This window comes from Brevibacillus sp. SIMBA_040, from assembly GCF_046535075.1.
GTDB lineage: Bacteria > Bacillota > Bacilli > Brevibacillales > Brevibacillaceae > Brevibacillus.
The window spans coordinates 151,890-176,439 of record NZ_JAWRXI010000009.1 but is presented as its reverse complement, the minus strand read 5'-3'; the positions used below and the strand labels follow the sequence as shown (position 1 = coordinate 176,439).

The window sequence follows — 24,550 nt, the reverse complement described above, 5'->3', positions numbered from 1 at the left end:
ACTGTTTCTGGATTCTTTCAAACATTCGGGAGGAAAACATGGAAAATGCTCTTATTGCTTTTGTCACTACGCTCGTGGTGGGAGTTGTTAGTTATATTGGTACCTGGTTTAGCAGCTTTGAGCTTTCGCGAACATTTACGAAATGGTACTTTATTGTTATTTTTGCAGCAGCGTTGATTCTTGGGGTCATTTCTTATTTCTTCTGGATTGATTAGTGATAAATACGTAAAAAGGGTTTTTGCGGAATATATGGAATTATGACTAAATAAGTACAAGGAATCGGAAATAAAGGAGGCGGCAGTGATGAATCAGGGCGGCAAGTATATCAAGATAGAGCCAGGGGTAGAAATCTTTGTTCAGGATGTAGGAAGTGGAGATCCGATTGTATTCATTCCGGGGTGGACGTTTACCACGGAGGTTTTTCATAAGCAGGTCGAGCATTTTCAAAAGACAAACAGAGTAATTGTCATCGACCCAAGAAGTCACGGCAGATCGTCTATCACGATGCATGGAAATGATTATGCGACGCATGGCTCCGATTTGGCAAAAGTCATCGAAGCGTTGGAGCTGAAGAATGTTACGCTGGTGGGCTGGTCATTTGGATGCTTGACCATTTGGGAATACATCAGGCAGAACGGGACGCAAAATATAAAATCTCAGGTCTTAGTCGATCTGTCGCCGAAGCCACTGTCAACCAACCATGAACAGGACTGGGTGGAAGGACCTTTGGACGAAATCGCGGCAGTTTATAGCACCTATTTGAGAGACTCCGAGAAGCAGCGGGAGTTTGTTACAGCCTATGTAACAGACGTCATGGTACAGAGAGAGCTGGAAGAAGGGGAGCTGAACTGGATTGTAGAGCAATCGCTAAAAACACCACATTACGTTGCAGCGAATCTGTTTGCAGCCGGTATGTTCTCTGATTACCGAGAAGAAGCCAAGCTGGGAAGTGACGCTGTACCGACTCTTACCGTCATTGCCGAGCATTGGGCTGATAAAGCGAAGCGTTTTGTGGAACAGCATGCACCTAAATCAGCTATTGAGGTTCTCGGCGGACACTTGATGTTTTGGGAGCATGACGAGAAATTTAATCAGATTGTTGAGAAGTTTATTCGAGCGTAAATTATCTAGCCTTCCTGGAAGGGAAAAATATCATCCAGTGTGTGATGGGGTTCAACCAGAGCATACTGGTTTCTTTTTTTCTCGACAACGAATGAAGTTTTCAATGATGATCGTACGTTATCCCCTGAAGGAGAAGGGGAGTGGTTCTAAAAAACTAGTTCAAAAAGCTCGAAGGAATTGGTAAATTCTGCTCTTTTCGCATATTTTATTTATTTGAAATAATGGTACGAAACTACTTTTATTTTCCAAATGAGGAGGAAACGATGCGAAAGAAGAGCTTTATTTTACTCATGGTATTCATGGCGACATTACTTACTCCATCCGTCTTGGGGGCTGCTGGACTAAATATCAGCGCTGTTCTTTCCCCACAGATCAAGCTGGTCAAAGAAGGACAGCTCATTGACACAACGTCGAATACCCCAATCACTTATAACGGTAAAACGTATGTACCTTTGCAAGTGGTAAGTCAGGCTATGGGGTATCAAACCGAATGGGATGGTAAAAATCAAACGATTCATTTATCACCTGCGGATGACCAATACCCGCTCGTCAGTTTGCCCGATGTTCAGCTTATTTCTGTGGAGCCTAAGTATGATCTGATTACGAGCTTGGACGGACAGACGTGGTTAGGTAGTATCAACCTGAATTTTGTCCATCAAAATGACAAGGAATTGAGCAGACAGCCGGTACTTGTTGTGGAAATGGTAAATAAGGATAAAACGGTTTTGACCAGTACGACCACCCTATTGAATAAATCCCAAGGAACGCAAAAGGGGTATACACTAGGAGACCACATTCGTTTACCGTATAGCATCAAGATGAGCCGGGAAGAAGTCATCAAGCAAATGCAGGCTGACTACTATTACCGGATTAAGCTGAAGTAATCGGCAAAGGGAGAAAATTCTTCGTAGATAAAAAAGCAAAGCAGATTTTGATGAAAACATTTTGGAGCAGTCAAGGCAGGGTTCCGGCCAAGGATAGACCTGGACGCGGTGGGAAAAACGATTTTATGGCGGTCGTCAATTGGCGCGGCGAAGATGGCTATAGTGAGCCCGAGGTGCAGAATTTGTTTGGTCAATGGCTATAGTGCACGATTTCACTTGTCCACGTATGCTCCTCAAAGCATGCTAGCTTCGAGGAGCGACGCGGCCAATATGGTAAACTCCTACAAATGAACAATTTCAATCCGCTTATCAAACTCCCGCAAATACTCCACAACCAATTTCCGATGGCAATGATGTGGCTTCTCTTCACTGCATAAAAAGCAAGGAACACGATCGCCGAGAAGCACGTCCATCTTCGTTTCAATTTTTCTCTCCTGCAGTAAATCTGTAAAAGTTCTTTCAAATTCTTCCCAAGAAAGCTCCTTTTGCTTGATTGCTTTTAACAGGGGCTCTGTCGGCGCTAACGAGAGATCATGAATATATTCGATGTTCAGCAATTCCAAAACGTATTCCAGGTCATCCTTTTTGGCAAAACCGGCGAGCTGCGATGTATTTTGCAGACGAGTATCGATTACACGATCAACCTTGTGGTGCTGTAGAGTGGAGGCAAAGGTACGCAGAGATTTTTTAGAGAAGCCGATTGTCGTAACGAGCATGTCCATTCTCCTTATCTGTCTGTGCTTGTAATAGGGGGAGTATCACGCCAATTGCGAAAAAAATTGTGCTATAGCATGGATTCGACCTAGGTAAGGTTTGATCCTTTTTGTATATTTATTCGTTTTAGTGTATGATTTTTCGGAAAAAACACAAAATAACTGGACATTAGATAGCAGTTATAGCTATTGTGGAATTATACTTATATTAAAAGTGAGAATGAATCGCAAAATGATCGTTATCGGGTTTTGGATTGGGAGGTCATTATGTACAAGGTTGGGGTAATCGGTCCTCATTCATCCGTAGAACGCATTATTCAGATTGGCAAGGAATATGAGCAGACGATGGAGTTTGTTGCGTATCCATATCGTGACTTTCATGAAACGGAAAGCATCGTTCGCAAGCATAATCAGGATGTTGATGTTTGGCTTTTTTCGGGCCAGATTTCTTATATGACGGCGATGAAGGCGTTAAACTCAGAAGAAAAATTGGTTTATATTGAGCATACAGAGTCTGATATTTATAAAAGCCTGCTGCACATGGGGTATTACCAGAATGAATTTTTGAATCGGGTGAGCATCGATGAAATTACAACCTCTCACCTGGAGCAGGCACTTCGGCAAATTGACATCGAGCCGCAGGAAATGTATATAAAGACGTTTGACATCAACTCAAGCACGCAGGAATTAATCGATTTCCATCTCGAGCTGTGGAAAAGCGGCAAAACGAAGGGAGCAATCACCTGTTTTGAAGCGGTCTATCTAGGCTTAAAAGAGGCAGGAGTACCGACGTATCGCATATCAACGACCGATATGGAAATTCGGCAGGCGTTGCGAATTCTGGCCGAACGAACAAGGACTTTTTACTACAAAGACACGCAGATTGGCGTCCAGATCATCGAAATGGAGCATTTTGACAAGATCACCGAGAAGGCGAAAAGCTCCTATCATCTCCAGTATTTCGAGATGAAGGTGAAAGAAACGCTTCTGCGCTATTGTGAGAATCTGGATGGCTCCTTGATGGAAAAAGGAAACGGGCGTTATGTCATTTTCAGCTCACGGGGTGCCATCGAGCGGGAATTGCGAGTCTTGCAGGAAACGATTACCCAGCTTGCAGACGAATCCGATCACTCGGTCGCAGTCGGGATTGGTTATGGGGTAACGGTGCATTCTGCGGAAATCAATGCTCAGCGTGCAATCCAGCTGTCCAAAGAAAGAGCGGAGCACGGAATTGTCATTATTCAAGAGGATGGAACCATGATTCAATCGGCAGGGGAAGAGGAGGAGCTGCGCTATTCGTACCGTTTTGACGATAAGGAGCTAATCGACAAGCTCAAGGACGTCAAAATCAGTGTGAAAAACTATCATAAGGTAGCTGCTCTGATTCGGAGAATGAATTGGAACGACTTTACTATTAAGGATTTGGCTGCCCATCTGTATTGGGATGAGCGCAACGCGAGACGTTTCATGGTCAGCCTGTGCGAGGTTGATTTGGCAGAATACGCCGGGGAAGAAGCATTCTCTACACGTGGAAGACCAAGTAAACGATATCGTTTGAAATAACTGTCCAATATATGGGCGGTTATTTTTTTTGCGCGTAAAAAATCGGCGTTGTATTACTGTTGATCCTCAATTGGAACAGTTCAGGAGAGATTTTTTTTTATAAATCTTCAGAATTTCAGATTGAAAAATAGAAATGATTAAAATATAATCCTTTTAAGTCAATTACCCTTTTATTACCCTAAAATAGTTTGGCTAACCCAAAGAGTATTCAAAGCGATGGGGCGATTTGGGTTGAATGATGCTCTAGCTGTCAAAAAATAGAGGAAGGAGGATCGCGTTTTCTGGTTTGTAAAAGGTATGCATCTATAGATTACTACTACGTGAAGAGAGAGGTACACTTATGGATCAAGAACAATACCTGAAAAAGAAAATGGGCTTTTGGTCTCTCACAGCACTTTCTCTCGGGGGGATTATCGGGTCGAGCTGGCTCTTTGGTCCTTGGGCAACAGCAAAATTAGCTGGCCCTGCTGCGATTATGTCTTGGTTGATCGGTGCAATCGTCATTACTTTTATCGCACTTGTTTATGCTGAATTAGGAAGAGTGAAGCCTGAATCTGGCGGTTTAGGTCGCTATCCACTCTATTCCCACGGAAAAATGCTGGCAACCGTAACGAGCTATTCGATTTGGCTTGGCTATTGTGCCACAGCGCCAGTGGAATCTGCGGGTGTGATCCAATACGCCAATCAGTTTTGGCCAGGGCTTTATGATGTAGCCAAAGAACAGCTGACAACATCGGGTATATTGGCAGCGTGTTTTCTAATGATCTTCTTCGTTGTCTTTAACTACTTCGGAGTAAAGCTGTTCGCTGTCACAAATACAGTGATTACCGTTATCAAATTCGTAGTACCTGTGCTCACGATCATTGCCTTCTTTATGACAGGCTTTCATACAGAGAATTTCACGAGTCAAGGTTTTGCACCAAACGGGTATAGCGCAGGGCTGAGTGCCGTTTTAACAAGCGGGATTTTCTTCGCTTACACCGGTTTTGGAAACGTCATCATGATGAGCGGGGAAGTCGTCAATCCGCGAAAGAATATTCCGCTCGCCTTGATTGCTTCACTAGTTGTTGCAGCGATTATGTACGTACTGCTGCAAGTGGTCTTTATCGGTGCGGTTCCACCTGAAATGCTGGCAAATGGCTGGAGCGGTATCAAGTTTGATTCACCGTTTGCAAACCTGGCGATGATTGCCAACATGGTTTGGTTGTCCTGGATTATCACAGCAGATGCGATGGTGTCCCCTACAGGCTCGGCACTCGCGTATACGGCTGGAACCTCCAGACACGTTTTCGGAATGGCAAAAAGCGGTTTCCTGCCAACCTACTTCGGAGTAATCAACAAGCGATTTGGTGTTCCAACTCGTGCACTCGCTTTCAATTTCGTCATTGGACTGCTCTTTTTGTTCCCGCTCAAGAGCTGGACGGCGATTGTTGCTATCGTCGGCGCAATCGGAATTTACAAGTATGCGTCCGCATGCGTAACCGTCATGGTATTCCGCAAGGTTGGTTTGACCAAAGACAGCGGGCTGCCGGGGATGAGTGTCATTGCGCCATTAGCGTTTGTCTTCGCAACACTACTCATTTACTGGACAAACTGGAGCAAGGTACAGCTGGGGATCATGGGCTTAATTATTGGAGTAGCCGCGTATTTGATCACTCACTTTGTCAAAAAGGAAAAGCCGGTGGAAATCCTCGGTGGTCTGTATTTGATTGTCTATATCCTGATGCTTATCGTGATGTCTTACTTGGGTAATTTCGGTGGTCATGGTGTTCTTCCAGAGCCGTTCATGTCTATCATTGCAGCTGTATTAGGGTTCATCTTTTACAACTTCGCAGTTTACAACGGTGTCTGGTATATGCGCAAAAAGGGCAACATTGAAGAGCTTGAGGAAAGCGTGACCCAGTAATCGTCAACACTAACAGAAATAAAGGAGAACTTGGATATGAAGCTTTGGGGAGGCCGTTTTAGAAAAGAAGAAAACAAACTGATGGAGGATTTTAATAGCTCTCTGCACGTAGATAAGAGATTGTATGCAGAAGATATTAAAGGGAGCATTGCACACGTAAACATGCTGGTAGAATGTAGTCTCCTCACTCCAAAAGAGGGGGAGGATATCGTACAATCGCTGATTTCCATTCGAGATGATATTGAAAATGGAACATTGCCGATCGAAGGAAACTACGAGGATATTCATAGCTTTGTAGAGTCCAATTTGACCCAGCGAATCGGGGATACAGCGAAAAAGCTTCATACCGCTCGAAGCAGAAATGACCAGGTTGCAGTCGATATTAGGCAATACGCGAAAAACAAGGCTCTCGAAGTGGTTGAATACATTGAGGAGCTGCAGGACAGCTTGGAGAAAAAGGCGAGAGAAAACAACGTCATCATGCCGGGCTACACCCACCTGCAGCGTGCACAAGTCGTTACTTTCCAGCATCATCTGCTGGCATACTACAACATGCTGAAGCGTGACAGACAAAGAGTTCTGAATGCGATCGAGATCATGGATGAAAGTCCACTCGGCTGCGGTGCCTTGGCAGGGACTACTCACCTGATCAATAGAGAAATGACCGCCAAGGAATTGGGCTTCAAAAAGCCAGTCGATAATTTCCTCGATGGGGTCAGTGATCGTGATTACTTGCTGGAGCTGCTGTCCAGCTTCTCCATTCTGATGATGCATCTGAGCCGTTTGAGTGAAGAATTGATTTTGTGGAGCAGCCAGGAGTTTCGCTTTGTTACGATCGATGATGCGTACTCAACAGGCAGCAGCATCATGCCACAAAAGAAAAACCCGGACGCAGCCGAGCTGATCCGTGGAAAAACGGGCCGCGTGTATGGATCGCTGACATCACTTTTGACCACGATGAAAGGACTGCCGCTTGCCTACAATAAAGACATGCAGGAAGACAAAGAGCCGTTCTTTGATGCTTTGGATACTGTGCTGTCTTGCCTGCAAATCATGTCCAAAATGATTGCGACCATGAAGGTTAACAGTGAAAATATGAAAAAAGCGGTGAAAGAGGGCTTCCTCAATGCAACAGAGGTTGCTGACTATCTGGTTAGCAAAGGCGTTGCCTTCCGGGATGCACATAGTATCGTTGGCTCTATCGTAATTTATTGCGAGGATCATCAAAAAGCAATTGAGGAGCTGTCGCTTGCGGAATTGAAGCAGCAAAGCCCGTTCATCGAGGATGACATCTATGAGTTCATTGAGTATCGCAACATCTTGAACAAAGGGATCAAGGTAGGTTTGCTGAAATAGGCACAGAGAATGAAATGGGCAAAACCCGAGGACTTTTCCAAGTTTCTCGGGTTTTTGCGTGTTTTACTTGCTTGGTATTTTTTCGATTAGCTGACCAACCCATTTCTCCTTCTCTTGATGTAGTTCAAGAGCAGCATAGACACCATTTTCCCGTTTCCAAAGCATATACGCTTGCTTCTCGGTCGGATGGACAAGAAGCAATGGCATCGTATCCCCTTTGATCCGATATTTTTGTAGCTCCTTTTTTGCTATCTCCCGTAAATAAGAGGCTTCGATGGGGGTCCCAAGACTTATTGGGGGATGGTGGAGCAGTTCTCCCATCTCAAAATAATCAATTTTTACCCAATCGACATTCGTCAGCTGGAAAGCGTCAATCGCTTCCTTCCAAACTGCCTGTAACTTCTGTTCCAGCTCTTTGTTTTCCTCACCAGTGCTCCGCCTAAAGTGAATGCTCTTCAGCTCACCTTGGGCGTCAAGTGTAACAAAGTAAGAAAAGGAGTCAGGGGGAGCAGGTATACTTCTAGGCTGAAATTCGACGATTGATTTGAGCTGAACCCCAGTAGGCTTTTCCTTTCCTTCTTCTCCGCTGATGGTCGCCGATGGAGTGACATTGGAAGCGATATAGTCTTGCGCAAGCTGTTTGTCGATGTATGTAAGCCAGTCAGTAGCTTTTTCTTTGGCTTGTTCGATAGACAGAGGTGTTTGTGCGTCATTTTCCAGTCCGTAGCGAGTAAATGCAATTAGCTGACCCGTTTTTTCGTCGATGGTAATGGTAGCAACGTCTCCCGTTTTTTTCAATGTCATCTTATAAACTTGACGATTGGAAGGCCTGTCATAGTCACTTTCAATTGTGTAAGGGAGCCTCAATTCAGGGAATGCCGACAGTACCTTTTCAAAGGTAGCTTTGGCCGAGTTTGGCAAATTGTCTAGCGAGGCGCTTTTTGCGGTCCCTCCTGTCGTTATGAAGGGGGAGGGAAGGGCTGACTGCTGGACAGGCAAAAGACTTTCGTAATTTTTATAGAATAGAAAGCCAATAAAGAAGATCGCTGTACCTATCACAATCCATTTCAAGTGATAGTACAATTGTAACTTACTCTTGGACTGCTCCACTTTTTTTAGCAGGACCTTCTGAATTTCTTCTGTTTTCTGTCCGGTTAAGGTGTAATGGGGCATGCTCTGCAATTTTTGAAACAATCTTTCATGATCATGAGAAAGTTTCATGCTGTATCCCTCCTTTTGCTACAGGATTTAGCTCGTTTTCTAGTTGTTTTAGTGCACGATGCATCGTGACATTTACTTTTGTTAGACTCCAGCCAAGGACTTCAGCCGTTTCTGCTCCTGATAATCGCTGGATTCCCCTCAATATCAATACTTCACGATAGGACTGCTTTAGCTTGCTGATGGCTTCATAGAGCTCTCGAGCATCTTCACTGGCTTCAAGTGCTTCTGTAGGTGTCTTTTCGGTGGATAAAAAGGAAGTCAGTAGCTTGCCGCTAAACAGCCGTTTTAGCTTTTGCTTTCTGTAATGGTCGATTGCTGCGTGACGAGCAATGCTGATAAGCCATGTCTTGCGATTGGATTTGTTCTCGAAACGATCAAAATGGGTGATGACCTTGATAAATACATCCTGAACGATATCTTCTACGTCTAAGCTTGCTGTGTAATAGACAAGGTAGTTATAAATGTCGTCCTTGTATTGAACAAATAAGCGTTCAATTTCTTGCTTATTCTGCACATTTTTCACTCCATTCTTATTCATGCACAGATTAGACGGATAATCTTTCGTTTTTATTACAGCATCTTCCATGTGCACTCGAAGATGCAAGTATCGTCTCTAGTTTGAAAATGCTGCACCTTTGCTAATCATCCCCCTTTTTACTATGATACAGTTACAATCATATGGCTCTCGTCACTTTTGAAAAAATCCATATTAGGATGATGATTTGATGAACATTTTACTTGTGGAAGATGATAAAACGATCGCGTCTGGACTCGAGTACTCCCTACAGCAAGACCAGTTTTCCACGGTTTTGTGCCATGACGTCGCATCTGCGAAAAAGGTTATAACCGAACAGCTGGATCAGTTTTCTCTATGCCTATTTGATTTATCCCTGCCAGATGGAAACGGGTATGAATTGTGCAAAATGGTGAAGCAGCACAGCGACATCCCCGTAATTTTTTTGACGGCTGTTGATGATGAGGTCAATGTTGTAATGGGATTGGATATGGGAGCGGACGACTACATTACAAAACCGTTTCGCATTCGCGAGCTGCTCTCACGGATCAAAACGGTTTTGCGCAGATATCATAAGCAGCCACAGACCAAGACAGTTATCGAAATCGATCCGATTCGTATTCATACACTAGAAGGAAAAGTGTACAAGCACGGGACTGAAATCCAATTGACTGCCTTGGAGTACCGCTTATTGCTGATTTTCGCCAACCATCTCGGGCAGATTCTCACTAGAAATCAGCTTTTGGAACAAATTTGGGATGTTGCAGGGGACTTCGTTAACGACAATACGTTAACCGTTTATATGAAAAGGCTGAGGGAAAAACTGGAGGATGATCCGAAGGCTCCAACCATCATTAAAACCGTACGTGGTTTAGGGTATAAGGTCGGTGAGTAGCATGCTGCGTAATTATGAAATCCGTCTCGTATTCTTGGTGATGGGTACGATCAGTCTGGTTATGCTTGTAGTCGCGGCGTTTTTTTCACTTGCTGCCGTCGTCCTCGTTCTACTTACTTCTATGTTACTCATCGGATGCAGCCTCCTTTTTACGAGATTGAGATATCAGGAGATTGAAAAGCTGTCCGGCTATTTGCGGAGAATTAGTAGTGGCGACTATACCCTCGACGTCCGCGATAATCGTGAAGGGGAATTCAGCATTCTGAAAAATACGATTTATAAAGTAACCGTCATGCTGTCGGAGCAAAGTGCCCTTTTGCATAAAGACAAAATCCATCTGACAGACGCGATTTCGGACATATCCCATCAGCTAAAGGCACCTCTCACCTCGATGATGGTCATGGCGGATTTAGTAGACGACGTCAAACTGCCGGAAGCGAAAAGAAAGGAATTTACACGCAATATTCGCATTCAGCTCGAACGGCTGGATTGGCTTGTTTCAACGCTATTAAAGCTTTCAAAAATTGATGCAGACGCCGTGCAGTTCAAGAAAGATCAAGTCATGGTGGCAGGGCTCATAGAAAAAGCTCTACAGCCCGTTCTCATTCCGATTGACATCAAAGACCAAACGATTTCGATAACGGGAGAAGACAGAGTCTCGTTTCGAGGCGATCTAAATTGGACAACAGAAGCGATCATCAACATTTTAAAAAACGCTGTGGAGCATACGCAGGATGGTGGAACCATCGCGATTTCTTTTTCAGAGAACCCACTATATACGGAAATGATGATCACAGATAACGGGAAAGGCATCCCCAGGGAAGAGCTCCCATTTATTTTCAAGCGTTTTTATAAAGGAAAGGGTGCGGGAGAGGGCAGCAGCGGCATCGGTCTCTCGATGGCTCACAGCATCATCACGAAGCAAAATGGAGATATAGATGTTCAGAGTGATATTCATGAGGGAACTACGTTTCGGATTCGCTTCTACAAGCGAGTCATCTAGCAAGGTTATAGTGACGAGACTGTCACTTTGCAGTCACTGCAGTGTCACTTCGGACAGATATACTACATCCATCAGCGAACGTATGGAGGTTTCAGTATGGAAATTTTGAAGATCGAACATCTGTCTAAAGTGTTTGGAAAAGGTGATACAGCAGTAAAAGCACTCGATGACGTATCCTTCTCGGTGAACAAAGGGGAGTTCGTCGCCATTATCGGTCCGTCTGGCTCGGGAAAATCCACGCTTTTGCATTTGCTGGGTGGTGTAGATCGACCGACGAGCGGAAAAGTATTTGTGGATCGCACAGATATGTACAGCCTGAATGAAACGCAGCTGGCGATTTTCAGGCGGAGGCAGATCGGGTTGATTTATCAGTTCTACAATCTTCTCCCGATTTTAACGGTGGAAGAAAATATGCAGCTGCCGCTCCTGCTTGATGAGCATCAGGTGGATCAGAAACAGTTTGAGGATCTAGTGAAGACGTTGAATTTACAAAATCGCTTAAATCATCTGCCCAACCAGTTATCCGGTGGACAGCAGCAGCGGGTCTCGATAGGAAGAGCGTTGATGAATCAGCCCGCGATCATACTGGCAGATGAGCCAACCGGTAATTTGGACAGCAAAAACAGCAGCGAAATCATTGACTTATTGAAAATGTTCAACAAAACCTTGCATCAGACTTTGATTATGATTACCCATGATGAGCGAATTGCTTTGCAGGCTGATCGCATTATCGCGATTGAAGATGGACGGATTGCGAGAGATGAGGTCATTCGACCATGAATATCATCAATAAGCTAACGCTTAGACATTTACTGAAAAATAAAAAGCAGACGCTTGTGACCATTATTGGAGTCATTATTTCAGTGGCGATGGTAACGGCTGTTATCACGCTTGGCTCGTCTTTTTTGACGCTGATGCAAAAGGAAACGATAAAAGACTATGGAGATTGGCATGTCCTGTACAGAGATGTAAACAAAGAGCAGCTCGAAGCGATCAAGCAGGATGCTGCAACCAAACAACTCATGACTTCAAAGGAACGCGGCTATGCCCAGCTGTCAGGAAGTCAAAATGCAGGCAAGCCCTATTTGTTTATTAAAGCGTATAATGCCCAAGGCTTTACAAACTTCCCGATCGAATTGAGCGAAGGGAGACTTCCAGAGCGAGCGGATGAGATTGTTCTCTCGGAAGCGATCGCCACAAATGCCAAAGTCACATATCAGATCGGGGATCACTTAACCCTCGAAGTTGGGCAGCGTTATAATCAATCTGACCCAAGCGATACGAATTTGTCGCAAAATGACCAATTGCGCACTAGCGCTGGTGCGAGCATGGAAACCTTAGTTGATACAAAAACCGAAACATATACCGTTGTCGGGTTTATCAAGCGTCCTACATGGGAGCAGACGTGGGCGCCGGGGTATACGGCTCTTACGTATGTAGATGAGAATATGTTGGACGCAAACAAGACTGTTGACGTGAGCGTTGTCGTGAAGAACATCGATAGTACTGTATATGATCATGCCAATGACTTGGCAGAGAAAAACAACATCAGCTCGTTTAAAACGAATGATTCGCTACTGCGTTATTATGGTGTGATGGGTGGCGGATTGGGCCAAACCTACAACTCGTTATTGCTCATTGTTGTACTTGTGATTGTTGTCGGCTCTGTTTCGTTAATCTACAATGCCTTTGCGATTTCCGTCTCGGAGCGCTCGCGTCATCTCGGGATGCTCGCAAGTGTTGGGGCAACGAGAAGACAGAAGCGAAATTCGGTATTTTTTGAGGGAGCGGTGATTGGCGCCATTAGCATTCCCTTGGGCGTCATCTGCGGCATGCTTGGAATCGGCATTACCTTTGGCTTTATCAACCCGATCCTTGAGGATGCGCTGGGCGTTACTGAAAAACTGACGTTGGTCGTCACGCCTTTATCAATTGCACTCGCTTGTCTGGTCTCGATTATCACGATCTTTATATCTACGTATGTTCCAGCTCAAAGGGCCTCTAAGATTTCTGCTATCGATGCCATTCGGCAAACTGCGGATATCAAGCTCACAAGTAAGGCACTAAAAACCTCCAAGCTGGTCAAGCGATTATTCGGCGTAGAAGCGGAGATCGGCTTGAAAAATTTGAAAAGAAACAAGCGCAGATACTACGCCACTGTTTTTTCCCTTGTCATTAGCATCGTGCTGTTTCTGACCGTATCCTTTTTCACTTCCAACCTGCAGAAATCACTTGAGATTTCGCAAAAAGGATATAACTATGATATCGCTATATACACAGTCGGCGAAGGGGCAACGCTAGAGGATGAACAATCGGTAAAAACGATCACATCGTTGGAAAATGTCACTGAATCTAATCTGATGAAACAAATGAATGGCAGCTTCGTATGGCTTGCTGAAGAGGTTGTTCCAGAAAATATAAAACCGTACTTGTACCAGGAACGTAACTTGTATAAATACAATATACGTGTAAATAGCATGCGCGAAGACAAGCTGAAAGCGTATGCCAAACAGGTTGGGGTAGAGTATACGAAGCTGACGAATCCGGATCAGCCGACCGCCATATTGATTGATACCATGACGTTCCTCGATGAAAAGGGTAAATTTATCGAGACAAAAGTCAATGGGAAAGTCGGGGAAATGTTGGATCTCGTCTCCGAAGATGATAAGCAGCAAGTGGTCAATCAGGTGGAGCTGGCCGCAGTCACTGACAATTTCCCAATGGGAATTGTACAAACAGATAGCATCCTTCAAGTGAATCTTGTCGTGTCCGAGCCGGTCTACGAGCAGCTCTTGAAAAAAAGCGTCTTTGTTAGCTCTTATTCAGGACTCTACCTGAAAAGCAAGGAGCCTTTGAAAACACAACAGGATATTGAGGAAATGCAAAAGGATTTAACCATCATGAACCTGTTTCAAGAAAGACAGCGCTCTGAACGAAAGATATTGTTCATGTCTGTTTTTGTCTATGGCTTCGTGGCATTAATTACGGCGGTTTCGATGGCGAATATATTCAACACGATTTCGACGAGTGTGGCTCTTCGTAAACGGGAATTTGCGATGCTGAGGTCGGTTGGAATGACGCCGAAAAGCTTTCATAAAATGATCAACTACGAAAGTATATTTTATGGAATCAAGTCGCTCGCTTACGGTCTCCCAATCAGTGCCGTAATTATGGTGTTGATCTACCGTTCCTTCATGTACAGCTTTTCGTACGAATTCGTAGTGCCTTGGACTAGCATTTTGTATGTGATTGCTGCTGTATTTGTGATCGTAAGCTTGTCCATGTATTACGCGAGTATAAAAGTGAAGAAAGCAAATATTATCGATGCTTTGAAGCAGGAGAATCTATAGATGTAGAGGAGAAAGAAGCCCTTAACCGTGGAGAGGGCTTCTTTTTCTATGCTCATTTATGGCCCTAAATTGAAGAGGGGACGACGAACGTCGGATTTTGCTGATTCAAAATATCTTCCATTCGCTGCCCTACACTCTGCTTATAGGCTGGATCAGGCAAAATGTAAAAGCGATTGTTCTTGATTGCAATAAACGTCTGCTCGGCAATCTCCTCAGGAGAGATGCCTTGTTCGACACCTGCTCGGATGAACTGGTCAATCATGGTAGTCATCGTAGTCGGGGCTGCGATGTCGCCAGGCTTGCTCAGCTCGGCAGGACGATTGCGATCGGCATCGCAGATTTGCGTACGCACAAAGCCGGGACACAGCACGGAGACGCCGATGTTAGAGCGCATCAGCTTCAACTCGTGGTAGAGCGTTTCAGTCAGACTGACGAGTGCATGCTTGCTTACCCGGTAAATACTGTTGCCTGGACCTGACTCAAGTCCCGCCAGTGATGCAGTATTCACAATATGACACTCTGTTTCCTGCTGCAGCATGATTGGGACAATAATTCGTGTCGCGTGTATGGCGCCCCACAGGTTGACGTTCATGACCCATTGCCAATCGGCAGAGGTGCTGTTCCAAATGGTGGAGCCTCCGCCAACCCCGGCATTGTTAAACAAGAGATGGATTGCACCGAAAGTCTCCATTGTTTTTTGAGCCAGAGCTGAGATGTCGCTTTCTTTGGCTACATCAGTCACTACGGAAAGGACGGTTGCACCAGCAGATTTTAATTCCTGCACTGCTGTGGCGAGTGCCGCCTCTTCAACGTCTGCAAGCACGATCTTCATGTCTTCCTGCGCACAACGTGTTGCCAGTGCGCGACCGATCCCGCTGGCAGCGCCTGTGATGACGGCTACCTTGTTTGAGAAATTATTCATGGCATCCTCCTTGGATGAAAGATGAACAAACGAAATGATTGTTTGTTTTTATAATAATAGACATATATTATTTTTGTCTATTAAATATTAAATCCCACATTTTTTGTTTATGCCGACAAGAGCGGGCGTTTTCCAGACAGATCGAGCTTGCAAATCCGGGGAAAATGAATTGCATAAGCAAAAAAAGAGTATCTGGCGAGGTGTGATGGTTACACCAAGCCGAGATACTCCTTTTTCCCTGAAGCTTATTACGAACAAATTTCTTCGAGCAGACCTGTTTACCGACTTGCAGAAAACTTGCTTCCCCCATTGAAAATCCAATACGCAAGACCCTTCGCAGCCTTTTGAACCAAGTTTACGGAGCTGTGGGTCTGTGCAAAATGCAGTTCATTCTCTGTGAGTGGAATCATCCACAACAGATTGACAGGATCTCCGCCGACCATAGGAAAAGATATAGTAGGAGCCTCGTCCGGCTTCGCAAGCAGCATCGAAGTAAATTGCTCATCTACTTCACTGATTTCTCGGCACGGAATCGTGTGCCCCTGAGTAAAGAAGGTCAGGTATGACCAGGGCAGAGAGGTTTGACCGCTGATGTATGCCAGCATTTGCTGCTCGTTTTTGGCTAGCCACTCGGTTTCGCAAGCAAAAGCGAATTCGAATCTGCGCAATAGCTCCGGTGTCTCTGTATACATCTCGACCTTTGGCTGAGGCAAAATGGATACTCCTAGTGTGACAACATGGTGACGTTCTCCTTCTCGATCGTCACCATGGCTTTAGGCGGCCAGTGGCCTCCGTCAATGGCGTAATACTTTTTTACAGGACCAAGGCTTGCGGTGATGGCGCCGAGAAATTGCTCCTGCATAGCTGGCCATGGATCCTCGTCCCAGCTCGCCCAAAATTTTTGTGCCGACTCGATGCGGGCAAACAATTCGTTTGTCTCGGGGGTTCCCAGTGGAAAGCAGATCGAGGATTCTCCGATGCAATCCTTGGCATAAGCAGGATAGCTGGAGCCATCTGGCGCAGAGCCTACCCACCCCGGAATGACGGAGAGCACCTCACCTTGATAGAGCAGAGCCGCAGCATCGCCTTCCTCGAACCAGACGATGGAAAGCTGATCCGGGTCCAGTCTGGGAGCACCATCCGGGAGGCACAACAGTCACGCGGCAGCATCGGAGCTTGACCATCCTCCATGGCTGCAACATCTATGGTGTCAGGGGCCTTGCCGTAGTTTCTCACCCAACCGGCCCGGATGCTGGCGTACTCTTCACCAGGATCATTCCACAAATAAAAGTAGACGCAATGTTCATCCTCTTCTACAAATGCTTGAATCTGACATATGGGTGAAAATTCTTCTAATAGAACGTTTTTCATCGAATCACCTTCAATCATTGAAATCGTTTGTCCGATACTTATTTAGAGAGATTACGTCTTGCATAGAACAGGGATAGAATACCATAATTGACTTTTGGTGACAAAATTCCGTCTAGTGAAAATTTGGGATGAGAAACGAGGGAGAAGGATGAAGCACTGCACGTTATACATCTCCATACAGCAGCATCAAAAAGTAATCGATGCGATCACCGGAGCTTTTCGTGATAAATCTGTTGACGTGTCTGCAGATGGGCGGACCGTAACGGTAACAGATAAAAAATGGTTTAGCAAAAGTACGGTCACGTTTACTCTCATGCGCGAGGATAATGATTCGGAAGCATTTCTGCAAATGAAGCAGGGGATGTACGGCTTCTTCGCACAAATCGAAACGAGCCACGAAAAAGTAAAGCAAAAGCTGCTGCTGCAAATAACCGCCCTCAATGTGGCGGTCGGAATCGCAGCAAGCAAAGAGATAGATGAGGAACTGTTCCGCAGAATTATAACGGTTGCTGGCGAAGTGCTTGGCATCGTCTTTCTGCCCTCGGGAGATATGCTGGATAAGCAGGGCAGCTTGATCCTGAATACCTCGGGTGAATCGGAGCTCGATGATTTTATGCTGAATGTGAGCGTGGACCTGATCGATAGGCATGTACGGCCGTCGGAGTCGGGAGAAGAGCGCAAAGCACGAAGCATCAAGCTTTTGCAGGAGCAGGGGATTCCCTCCATTGCACATCTGCCGGTCATCGTCGGGGACGAGGAGGCGGTCATCAGGACCAAGGAAGAGATTGTCCAGCGTGCCATCGCCTTGTGCTTGATTGCCGTATACGCTGGCGGAATCGCCGAAAATGGTAACGTCCAGGAAGAGCGGGAGTTTATCGAGGAAATTATTGAGCAATACGGGGCAGCCAATTTCTTTACGGAAAAAGAAAAATTGCTTTTGGGTGATCCCCAGCCCAACCAGACAGACATGATCCAGATGGTATGGATGTACGAGTGCTACTGGGTGCTGTTGTGGGCGCTCGGGTATAAGGAAGAACTCGAGTTTCCCGGCCAAATTTGTGATGTGGGAATGGCGGTTGACGCTTTGCGAAGCGCTGGTGACTACGACACCTTCTATCAGAATGCAGTGGTGCGCAGCAAGGCAGAGATTCTGGATCAGGCAGATTTGATCTACCGCTACGACTGGGCTTGCGTCAATGCGAGAATAAATGGCAAGACTGTAGAGGGCGGGCTGAACGATGAAGTCGTATTGGAACGTCACAGGGCGCTGAACTGGCTCGTCAACTACATGGAGGACGAGTGGGATGATGTGCGGACAGATACGTAAAGACGCATGATAAAAGTGTTGGGAAGGATAAGCTGATGTCGTAGAAACGATGTCAGCTTTTCTTTTTCGATAAAGTTATCAGGTGGGTTGTTTCAAATCGTGTGGTAGCAGTCAGCCACCTATGGAAAAAAGATGAAAAAATACGTGTTGAATTTTCTTTAAATTTCAAATAGACTATTTTTAAATAAATAACGACATGATAACGACATATGTCGTTAGAAGAAGTATCGAACAGGGAGGGGCGAAAGGTGTCAAACGACAGAATGGATTGTAGGGAAATCAGCAGCAAGCATTTTCGTGACAAAGACAAGAGGAATTATCAATTTGTTGCTCACAGCCAGGTGAGGGTCTCATGAAGCAATATATTTTAAAAAGGTTGCTGTCGGGTGTCATTGTGCTCTTTGGACTCTCCGTTTTTACGTTTATGCTCATCCATTTCATCCCAGGTGATCCCGTGCGGATTATGCTTGGACAGCGAGCAACGGTGGAACAAATCGAGGCACTGAGGGAAGAACTCGGACTTAATAAGCCGCTCATCGTCCAGTATTTGGACTACGCGTCCGGCGTGGTCAAAGGGGATTTGGGCACCTCGCTCAAAACAGGAAGACCAGTCAGCACAGAAATCGCAGAGCGCTTTCCTGCTACGGCAAAAATGGCCGTGGCAAGTCTAGGGGTTGCGGTGATTGTCGGAATTGGCTTGGGAGTTCTCGCGGCGAGGTTTAAAGATACGTTTCTTGATGGCCTTATTATGACGTTTTCAACCTTTGGCATGGCTCTGCCAGGCTTTTGGCTGGGGCTGCTGGTGATACTCGTGTTTTCTGTGCATCTAGGCTGGTTTCCGATCGCGGGAGGCACCGGATTTATGGATATTGTGCTGCCTGCGGTCACGCTTGGTACGTTGACGGCGACGGCCCTCAGTCGTCTGACGCGTGCGGGCATGGTCGAGGTCTTGTCCAATGACTACATCCGAACCGCTCGTGCAAAAGGAATGGGGGAGCGGATCGTACTTCTACGCCACGCCTTTCGCAATGTGATGATCCCGATTGTGGCGGTCATCGGACTGGAATTTGCGGGACTTTTGGGTGGTGCCGTCATTGTCGAGCAAGTATTCAACTGGCCGGGAATCGGGACTTTGGCGATTCAAGCCATCAGCTCGCGGGATTTTCCTATGATTCAGGGAACAACCTTGTTTATTGGGGCGATTTACGTCCTGGTCGTGATTTTGATTGACGTACTGTATGCCGTTCTTGATCCTCGCATCGATTACACGGCAAAAAGGGAGGGAGCGTAAGCATGAGCGAGCTGAACAAAACGATTCCTGTCCGTTCGATCTGGCGGAATGAAAGGTCTCTGCCCCGCTTTGAACTCTTGGACAAGATCATGCAAAAAAGAAAGGCGAAATACAGCTTCTTCATGATGCTGGGGATTATTATCATCGGGATCATTGGTCCGTGGATTGCTCCGCATGATCCGACCAAAACGTATTACGAGGCTTTCATGCAGGGACCCTCAGCTGAATTTTGGCTTGGGACGGATGCCATCGGTCGTGATATTTTATCGCGCCTGCTGTATGGAACCCGGGTGACGTTGACAGTAGCTGTGATGGCGTCTGCGATGACGTTTGTCGCCGGAACGCTCATCGGTGTAACGAGCGCGTACCTGGGAGGAATTTTTGACAACGTGATGATGAGGATCATGGACGTTTTGCTGGCGCTTCCAGGGATTGTACTGGCTTTAGCAATCGTAGCGGCACTTGGACCCAGTCAAGAAAATGCGATGATTGCGATCGGGATTGCATCTATACCCGGTTTTGCCATCCTGGTTCGCGGAGCAGCTCTAACTGTCAAAGGCTCAGGGTATGTGGAAGCGAGCCGGTCAATCGGAAGCTCCAACTGGTGGATTATTATCAACCAACTAATTCCGAATATTTCAAATATACTGATCGTGTATACAACGATGTTCATTGGAAGTGCAATTTTAGGGACTTCTGCACTCGGGTTTATTGGACTGGGAGCCCAACCCCCGACTCCCGAATGGGGAACGATGCTGAGTGAAGGCAAGGATTACTTGCGGGAAGCTTGGTGGCTGGCGACGTTTCCGGGACTGGCGATTACGATTGTCGTCTTTACCGTCTACATGCTAGGCGATGCCCTGCGCGATATTTTTGATCCGAAATCGTAAGGCCGCGACATGAAAAAGGCTTCCATTCATTTGCAAGGAGGAGACAACATGACAAACGTGCTGGAAGTATCCGGTTTGACAACCACGTTTGCTAAAAATGAAAAGGCTTTCAAGGTAGTAGACGATCTTTCTTTGTACGTGGAGAAGGGGGAAGCCTTGGGCATCGTAGGGGAGTCTGGCTGCGGGAAAAGTGTCGCCTCGCTCTCGATGATGCGCTTGCTTGGGAAAAACGGACAAATCGAGGGAAGCATCCAGTTAAACGGCAAGGAATTGTTGGCGTTCAGTGAAAAGGAGATGCAGAGGCTCAGAGGAAAAGAAATGGCGATGATTTTCCAAGAGCCGATGACCTCTCTCAACCCTGTATTGACCATCGGCAAGCAAATGAGCGAAGGACTGGAAAAGCATGAAGGCATGAAACGCGCCGAGGCAAAGGAGAAAGTGGTCGAGCTGCTTACACAGGTAGGAATCTCACGGGCAAATGAAATCTACCACGAGTACCCGCATCGCCTGTCGGGAGGAATGAGACAGCGGGTTATGATTGCAATGGCGATTGCCTGCAGCCCGAAGCTACTCATCGCGGATGAACCGACGACGGCTCTCGATGTGACGATTCAGGCGCAAATTCTCGATCTGATCCAAAAAGTTCGCAGGGAGATGGGCATGTCGCTGATCATGATTACGCATGATTTGGGCGTGGTCGCCGAGACCTGTGACCGGGTCATGGTGATGTATGCCGGGCAGGTGATTGAATCGGCTGATGTACGATCCCTGCTGCGTAACCCGAAGCATCCGTACACCATCGGGTTGATCCAGTCGACCCCGCATAAAGCCAAAGGACAGAAGCGTCTGAATAGCATCGCTGGTAGCGTACCAACCCCAGACGAATATCCCAAGGGCTGTCGCTTTGCCCCGCGCTGTGACAAAGTCATGCCTGTCTGTCTTGAACAGAATCCGCAGCTGGCGGCGGTAGACCAGCAGTCCCAGTGCCGGTGCTGGCTGTATCAGGAAAAAAGCGAGAGATCGGCGGTGAATCTATGACGGGGCCACTTTTGGAAGTGAAAAATTTGCAGAAGCGGTTTCTCCTGGGCAAAGGGTGGCTTCAAGAGCCTTCTTACGTTCATGCAGTGAACGGTGTGAATGTGACGGTAAACGAAGGGGAGACATTGGGGATTGTCGGGGAGTCAGGCTGCGGCAAGTCGACGCTGGGAAGGTGCATATTGCGCCTGATAGAGCCGACTGAGGGAGAGATTGTTTTTCAAGGCAAAAACATTCGGACCTTTAGCAAAGCAGATATGCACAACGTCCGACGGAATATGCAGATGGTCTTTCAAAATCCGTTTGATACGCTCAATCCCAAGCTGACCATCCAGCATATTTTAACCGAGCCGCTGATTGCCCATCGCATCCCCAGAGAACAGCGAAAAGCACTGCTCGAAGAGACGATTGAAATTGTCGGCTTGAGCAAAAGACATCTCACGCGGTATGCCCACGAATTTTCAGGGGGACAAAGACAGCGGATCGGGATTGCGCGGGCTTTGATGCTTAGACCAAAGGTGATTATTGCCGACGAGCCAGTGTCCGCTCTAGATGTGTCGATCCAATCGCAGATTCTCAATCTGTTGCAGGATTTGCAAGAGCAGTTTTCTCTGACGTACCTCTTTATTTCTCATGATTTAAGTGTTGTTGAACATATTGCCGACAGAGTAGCCGTCATGTACTTGGGAGAAGTCATTGAGCTGGCGAAAAAAGAAGAGCTGTTTCAGAAGCCGCTGCACCCGTACGCGCAATCGCTGTTATCCGCTGTTCCAGTCTCTGATCCAGATGAAAAAAAGGAACGGATTATATTAACAGGAGACTTGCCCTCGCCCTCCAATCCTCCTGCGGGCTGCAAGTTTCACCCACGCTGCTGGGCATGTATGGACGTATGCAAAAAGGAAGTGCCAGCTTTAAAAGAAGTAGAGGGCAGAATGGTCGCTTGTCATCTCTATTAGGTGCAGGCAGCGAAAATAGAAAAACAGTTGGCGGAGGTGCCATGGATCGATGCTGGACTCGCGTTTAACCAAATTGGCGGATGTGCTGGTGAACTATTCGACTCACGTACAGCCCGGGGATCATGTACTGATTGAGGCAATTGAAATTGACACACCATTGATCAAGGAGCTGGTGAAAGCTGTTCATCAGGCAGGCGGACACGCTCATGTAAATCTGAAGGATCATTCTGTGCAACGTCAGCTGTTGCTGCAAGGAGATGCCATGCAGTTTCAGACTTGGGCAGAGATTGATCGGTTTCGGATGGAGAAAATGCAAGCCTTTATCCTCATCGAGGGTGGAAACAACATTAACGAACTCTCGGATGTGCCTGACGAGCAGATGAAGCTGTCCGCTTCTTTTTCTAAAACAGTGCGTCAGGTGCGGCTCCAGAAAAAATGGGTGTATCTGCGCTACCCGAATCCCGCCGTGGCACAGCTGGCGAATAAGAGTACAGAAGCCTTTGAGCAGTTTTTCTTTGATGTCTGCACGATGGATTATGCTAAAATGGCCGAGGCCATGCTGCCACTAAAAGAGCTGATGGAAAAAACAGACCGAGTGAAAATCGTTGGACCCGGCACAGAGCTTGCTTTTTCGATCAAAGGAATCCCAGCAGTTTTGTGCGCAGGCGAAAATAATATTCCCGATGGTGAAGTGTTCACGTGTCCGGTTCGTGAATCAGTAAACGGTGTCATCACCTTTAACACGCCATCTCCTTATCAGGGCTTTACGTTTGAGAATGTGCGTCTGGAGTTTGAAAACGGAAAGATCGTAAATGCGACAGCTAATGATACGAAACGTCTTGAAGGCATCTTGGACACGGATGAAGGCGCACGGTATATTGGCGAGTTTGCGATCGGCGTAAATCCTTTCATACGAGAACCGATGAAGGACATTTTGTTCGACGAAAAAATTGATGGCAGCTTCCATTTCACACCAGGACAATGCTATGACGATGCTTCGAACGGAAACAATTCCAACATTCACTGGGATATGGTCATGATCCAACGACCGGAGTACGGCGGAGGGGAAATCTGGTTTGATGATCGGCTGGTCCGCAAAGATGGACGCTTCGTTCTGCCGGAGCTGGAACCGCTCAATCCTGAGAATTTGCGATAGAACGAGGGAAGCGGAAGAGATTTCAGAGATAGAGAAAGAAGCCATGGAAAAGGAGAGAGACACGGGGCATGAAGCATATCATTGACGCTCATTTTGATCTGCTGATGGATGTGGCTATCCAACGGGAGTACGGCAGAAAAAAAGTCATTATATCAGATTATTTGCCTGACTTTTTGGCAGGCGGGGTGCAGACCATCGTCGCTGCCATTTATATCGACAGCAAGTTTTTACCGGAGATGGGACTGCGTAAGGCGCTCCAGCAAATCAGCGCGCTGCATGCGGAAGCGGAAGAGGCACCGGACAAAATCATGGTATGTAAGAATGTGGACGATATCGAAACCGCAAAGAAGACAGGGAAAGTCGGCTTTGTCCTCTCTCTGGAGGGAGCTGACCCGCTGTACAACGACCTTAGCTTGCTCCGAATTTTCTATGAGCTTGGCGTGCGTTTTATGGGACTCGTCTGGAGCAGGCGCAATTTTGTAGGAGACGGCAGCCACTTTTCTCCTGTGCGTGAGGGGAAGAAAGGCGGAATTACCGAGTTTGGCGTGCAATTGATCGAAGAGGCGGAATCGATGGGGATGATCATCGACGTCAGCCACCTAAACGACGAAGGCTTCTGGGATGTCATGGAGATTGCTAAAAAGCCGATTATCGCTTCCCATTCCAACTGTCGATCACTTGCCAGCTCCATGCGCAATCTGACAGATGAGCAAATCAAGGCGATTGCCTCGACTAATGGGGTAATAGGGATTAATGGCGTTAACATTTTTGTAGCCGATAGCGATGACAAGTCTGATCTGGAGCATCTGCTGAACCATGTGGACCATATCGCAGAACTTGTTGGGGTAGAGCACATCGGAATCGGTCTGGATATCATCGAGCCATTCATGAAGTACGATTCGCCGATTGCTCTCGCTGAGGCATCGCGCAAGGATTTTGACGTGGTGAAAGGACACAGTATGGTACCTGATCTGGTCAGTGCGCTTGCCAAGCGAGGGTATACAGATGAAGCCACCCGGCTGATCATGGGCAAAAACTTTATTCGCGTGTATAAGGAAGTCTGGAAATAACAATG

General features: G+C 46.5%; 24 protein-coding genes. 18 read left to right on the top strand and 6 right to left on the bottom strand.

All coding sequences use genetic code 11. From position 1 onward, the window contains the following. Window positions 1–38: 38 nt before the first annotated feature. The 4 genes from SB752_RS16845 (at window position 39) to SB752_RS16830 (ending at window position 2,209) form a co-directional block, all read left to right on the top strand. On the top strand, window positions 39–215 hold the full coding sequence (locus SB752_RS16845; RefSeq protein ID WP_410716769.1) for a hypothetical protein: 177 nt from the start codon (window positions 39–41) through the stop codon (window positions 213–215). Between the two features lie 88 nt (window positions 216–303). Continuing rightward, a complete protein-coding gene (locus SB752_RS16840) occupies window positions 304–1,122 on the top strand; it encodes an alpha/beta fold hydrolase (protein WP_410716768.1) in 819 nt (272 codons plus the stop codon). 263 nt (window positions 1,123–1,385) lie between these two features. Beyond that, entirely contained in the window at window positions 1,386–2,006 is a 621-nt protein-coding gene (locus SB752_RS16835; RefSeq protein WP_410716767.1) for a stalk domain-containing protein, read from the top strand. Between the two features lie 50 nt (window positions 2,007–2,056). After that, window positions 2,057–2,209: a hypothetical protein gene (locus SB752_RS16830; RefSeq protein WP_410716766.1), complete on the top strand. Its 153-nt coding sequence runs from the start codon at window positions 2,057–2,059 to the stop codon at window positions 2,207–2,209. Between the two features lie 78 nt (window positions 2,210–2,287). On the opposite strand, the gene SB752_RS16825 is transcribed toward SB752_RS16830, so the two are convergent. After that, window positions 2,288–2,722, bottom strand: a complete 435-nt coding sequence (locus tag SB752_RS16825) for a DUF488 domain-containing protein (protein ID WP_410716765.1) — start codon at window positions 2,720–2,722, stop codon at window positions 2,288–2,290. Between the two features lie 264 nt (window positions 2,723–2,986). On the opposite strand from SB752_RS16825, the gene SB752_RS16820 reads away from it, so the two are divergent. The 3 genes from SB752_RS16820 to argH all read left to right on the top strand — a co-directional run bounded on the left by SB752_RS16820 (window position 2,987) and on the right by argH (window position 7,544). After that, on the top strand, window positions 2,987–4,282 hold the full coding sequence (locus SB752_RS16820; protein WP_410716764.1) for a hypothetical protein: 1,296 nt from the start codon (window positions 2,987–2,989) through the stop codon (window positions 4,280–4,282). A 340-nt stretch (window positions 4,283–4,622) separates the two neighbouring features. Beyond that, window positions 4,623–6,188, top strand: coding sequence for an APC family permease (locus SB752_RS16815; protein ID WP_410716763.1), 1,566 nt, complete (start codon window positions 4,623–4,625; stop codon window positions 6,186–6,188). A 36-nt stretch (window positions 6,189–6,224) separates the two neighbouring features. Beyond that, window positions 6,225–7,544, top strand: coding sequence for an argininosuccinate lyase (argH, locus tag SB752_RS16810; protein ID WP_410716762.1), 1,320 nt, complete (start codon window positions 6,225–6,227; stop codon window positions 7,542–7,544). A 63-nt stretch (window positions 7,545–7,607) separates the two neighbouring features. On the opposite strand, the gene SB752_RS16805 is transcribed toward argH, so the two are convergent. Further along, window positions 7,608–8,765, bottom strand: coding sequence for a hypothetical protein (locus SB752_RS16805; protein WP_410716761.1), 1,158 nt, complete (start codon window positions 8,763–8,765; stop codon window positions 7,608–7,610). Then, complete coding sequence (locus tag SB752_RS16800; protein WP_410716911.1) at window positions 8,749–9,303, bottom strand: RNA polymerase sigma factor; 555 nt, start codon at window positions 9,301–9,303, stop codon at window positions 8,749–8,751. The genes SB752_RS16805 and SB752_RS16800 overlap by 17 nt, the downstream gene beginning before the upstream one ends. A gap of 187 nt (window positions 9,304–9,490) precedes the next feature. Between SB752_RS16800 and SB752_RS16795 the strand changes: the two genes are divergently transcribed. The 4 genes from SB752_RS16795 (at window position 9,491) to SB752_RS16780 (ending at window position 14,527) form a co-directional block, all read left to right on the top strand. Next, a complete protein-coding gene (locus tag SB752_RS16795) occupies window positions 9,491–10,174 on the top strand; it encodes a response regulator transcription factor (protein WP_410716760.1) in 684 nt (227 codons plus the stop codon). A gap of 1 nt (window position 10,175) precedes the next feature. Next, on the top strand, window positions 10,176–11,177 hold the full coding sequence (locus SB752_RS16790; protein ID WP_410716910.1) for a sensor histidine kinase: 1,002 nt from the start codon (window positions 10,176–10,178) through the stop codon (window positions 11,175–11,177). A 96-nt stretch (window positions 11,178–11,273) separates the two neighbouring features. Beyond that, window positions 11,274–11,957, top strand: coding sequence for an ABC transporter ATP-binding protein (locus tag SB752_RS16785; protein ID WP_103109569.1), 684 nt, complete (start codon window positions 11,274–11,276; stop codon window positions 11,955–11,957). Then, window positions 11,954–14,527, top strand: coding sequence for an ABC transporter permease (locus SB752_RS16780; RefSeq protein WP_410716759.1), 2,574 nt, complete (start codon window positions 11,954–11,956; stop codon window positions 14,525–14,527). The genes SB752_RS16785 and SB752_RS16780 overlap by 4 nt, the downstream gene beginning before the upstream one ends. A 64-nt stretch (window positions 14,528–14,591) precedes the next feature. Here the strand turns inward: SB752_RS16780 and SB752_RS16775 are convergent, their stop codons facing one another. The 3 genes from SB752_RS16775 to SB752_RS16765 form a co-directional block, all read right to left on the bottom strand. After that, entirely contained in the window at window positions 14,592–15,449 is an 858-nt protein-coding gene (locus tag SB752_RS16775; protein ID WP_410716758.1) for an SDR family NAD(P)-dependent oxidoreductase, read from the bottom strand. 278 nt (window positions 15,450–15,727) lie between these two features. Then, a complete protein-coding gene (locus SB752_RS16770; RefSeq protein WP_410716757.1) occupies window positions 15,728–16,162 on the bottom strand; it encodes a suppressor of fused domain protein in 435 nt (144 codons plus the stop codon). Between the two features lie 11 nt (window positions 16,163–16,173). Beyond that, a complete protein-coding gene (locus SB752_RS16765; RefSeq protein WP_410716756.1) occupies window positions 16,174–16,602 on the bottom strand; it encodes a hypothetical protein in 429 nt (142 codons plus the stop codon). Between the two features lie 366 nt (window positions 16,603–16,968). On the opposite strand from SB752_RS16765, the gene SB752_RS16760 reads away from it, so the two are divergent. From SB752_RS16760 to SB752_RS16730, 7 genes are all read left to right on the top strand, one after another. Then, entirely contained in the window at window positions 16,969–18,147 is a 1,179-nt protein-coding gene (locus tag SB752_RS16760; RefSeq protein ID WP_410716755.1) for a DUF4272 domain-containing protein, read from the top strand. 352 nt (window positions 18,148–18,499) lie between these two features. Then, window positions 18,500–19,438: an ABC transporter permease gene (locus SB752_RS16755; protein WP_410716754.1), complete on the top strand. Its 939-nt coding sequence runs from the start codon at window positions 18,500–18,502 to the stop codon at window positions 19,436–19,438. A gap of 2 nt (window positions 19,439–19,440) precedes the next feature. After that, entirely contained in the window at window positions 19,441–20,328 is an 888-nt protein-coding gene (locus tag SB752_RS16750; protein ID WP_410716753.1) for an ABC transporter permease, read from the top strand. 48 nt (window positions 20,329–20,376) lie between these two features. Then, window positions 20,377–21,366 (top strand): ABC transporter ATP-binding protein, encoded by a 990-nt coding sequence (locus SB752_RS16745; protein ID WP_410716752.1) that lies wholly within the window; start codon window positions 20,377–20,379, stop codon window positions 21,364–21,366. Beyond that, the gene (locus tag SB752_RS16740; RefSeq protein ID WP_410716909.1) at window positions 21,363–22,319 is read left to right on the top strand and encodes an ABC transporter ATP-binding protein; all 957 of its coding nucleotides are present in this window, start codon (window positions 21,363–21,365) and stop codon (window positions 22,317–22,319) included. Before SB752_RS16745 ends, SB752_RS16740 begins: the two co-directional genes overlap by 4 nt. Window positions 22,320–22,368: 49 nt before the next feature. Further along, window positions 22,369–23,475, top strand: coding sequence for an aminopeptidase (locus tag SB752_RS16735; protein WP_410716751.1), 1,107 nt, complete (start codon window positions 22,369–22,371; stop codon window positions 23,473–23,475). Between the two features lie 68 nt (window positions 23,476–23,543). Beyond that, a complete protein-coding gene (locus SB752_RS16730; protein ID WP_410716750.1) occupies window positions 23,544–24,545 on the top strand; it encodes a dipeptidase in 1,002 nt (333 codons plus the stop codon). Window positions 24,546–24,550 lie beyond the last annotated feature (5 nt).

Excerpts from the sequence above, each read along its gene's own strand:
- SB752_RS16845 (WP_410716769.1), top strand. The coding sequence starts at position 39 with ATGGAAAATGCTCTTATTGCTTTTGTCACTACGCTCGTGGTGGGAGTT.
- SB752_RS16840 (WP_410716768.1), top strand. The coding sequence starts at position 304 with ATGAATCAGGGCGGCAAGTATATCAAGATAGAGCCAGGGGTAGAAATC.
- SB752_RS16835 (WP_410716767.1), top strand. The coding sequence starts at position 1,386 with ATGCGAAAGAAGAGCTTTATTTTACTCATGGTATTCATGGCGACATTA.
- SB752_RS16830 (WP_410716766.1), top strand. The coding sequence starts at position 2,057 with ATGAAAACATTTTGGAGCAGTCAAGGCAGGGTTCCGGCCAAGGATAGA.
- SB752_RS16825 (WP_410716765.1), bottom strand. The coding sequence starts at position 2,722 with ATGCTCGTTACGACAATCGGCTTCTCTAAAAAATCTCTGCGTACCTTT.
- SB752_RS16820 (WP_410716764.1), top strand. The coding sequence starts at position 2,987 with ATGTACAAGGTTGGGGTAATCGGTCCTCATTCATCCGTAGAACGCATT.
- SB752_RS16815 (WP_410716763.1), top strand. The coding sequence starts at position 4,623 with ATGGATCAAGAACAATACCTGAAAAAGAAAATGGGCTTTTGGTCTCTC.
- argH (WP_410716762.1), top strand. The coding sequence starts at position 6,225 with ATGAAGCTTTGGGGAGGCCGTTTTAGAAAAGAAGAAAACAAACTGATG.
- SB752_RS16805 (WP_410716761.1), bottom strand. The coding sequence starts at position 8,765 with ATGAAACTTTCTCATGATCATGAAAGATTGTTTCAAAAATTGCAGAGC.
- SB752_RS16800 (WP_410716911.1), bottom strand. The coding sequence starts at position 9,303 with ATGAATAAGAATGGAGTGAAAAATGTGCAGAATAAGCAAGAAATTGAA.
- SB752_RS16795 (WP_410716760.1), top strand. The coding sequence starts at position 9,491 with ATGAACATTTTACTTGTGGAAGATGATAAAACGATCGCGTCTGGACTC.
- SB752_RS16790 (WP_410716910.1), top strand. The coding sequence starts at position 10,176 with ATGCTGCGTAATTATGAAATCCGTCTCGTATTCTTGGTGATGGGTACG.
- SB752_RS16785 (WP_103109569.1), top strand. The coding sequence starts at position 11,274 with ATGGAAATTTTGAAGATCGAACATCTGTCTAAAGTGTTTGGAAAAGGT.
- SB752_RS16780 (WP_410716759.1), top strand. The coding sequence starts at position 11,954 with ATGAATATCATCAATAAGCTAACGCTTAGACATTTACTGAAAAATAAA.
- SB752_RS16775 (WP_410716758.1), bottom strand. The coding sequence starts at position 15,449 with ATGAATAATTTCTCAAACAAGGTAGCCGTCATCACAGGCGCTGCCAGC.
- SB752_RS16760 (WP_410716755.1), top strand. The coding sequence starts at position 16,969 with ATGAAGCACTGCACGTTATACATCTCCATACAGCAGCATCAAAAAGTA.
- SB752_RS16755 (WP_410716754.1), top strand. The coding sequence starts at position 18,500 with ATGAAGCAATATATTTTAAAAAGGTTGCTGTCGGGTGTCATTGTGCTC.
- SB752_RS16750 (WP_410716753.1), top strand. The coding sequence starts at position 19,441 with ATGAGCGAGCTGAACAAAACGATTCCTGTCCGTTCGATCTGGCGGAAT.
- SB752_RS16745 (WP_410716752.1), top strand. The coding sequence starts at position 20,377 with ATGACAAACGTGCTGGAAGTATCCGGTTTGACAACCACGTTTGCTAAA.
- SB752_RS16740 (WP_410716909.1), top strand. The coding sequence starts at position 21,363 with ATGACGGGGCCACTTTTGGAAGTGAAAAATTTGCAGAAGCGGTTTCTC.
- SB752_RS16735 (WP_410716751.1), top strand. The coding sequence starts at position 22,369 with ATGCTGGACTCGCGTTTAACCAAATTGGCGGATGTGCTGGTGAACTAT.
- SB752_RS16730 (WP_410716750.1), top strand. The coding sequence starts at position 23,544 with ATGAAGCATATCATTGACGCTCATTTTGATCTGCTGATGGATGTGGCT.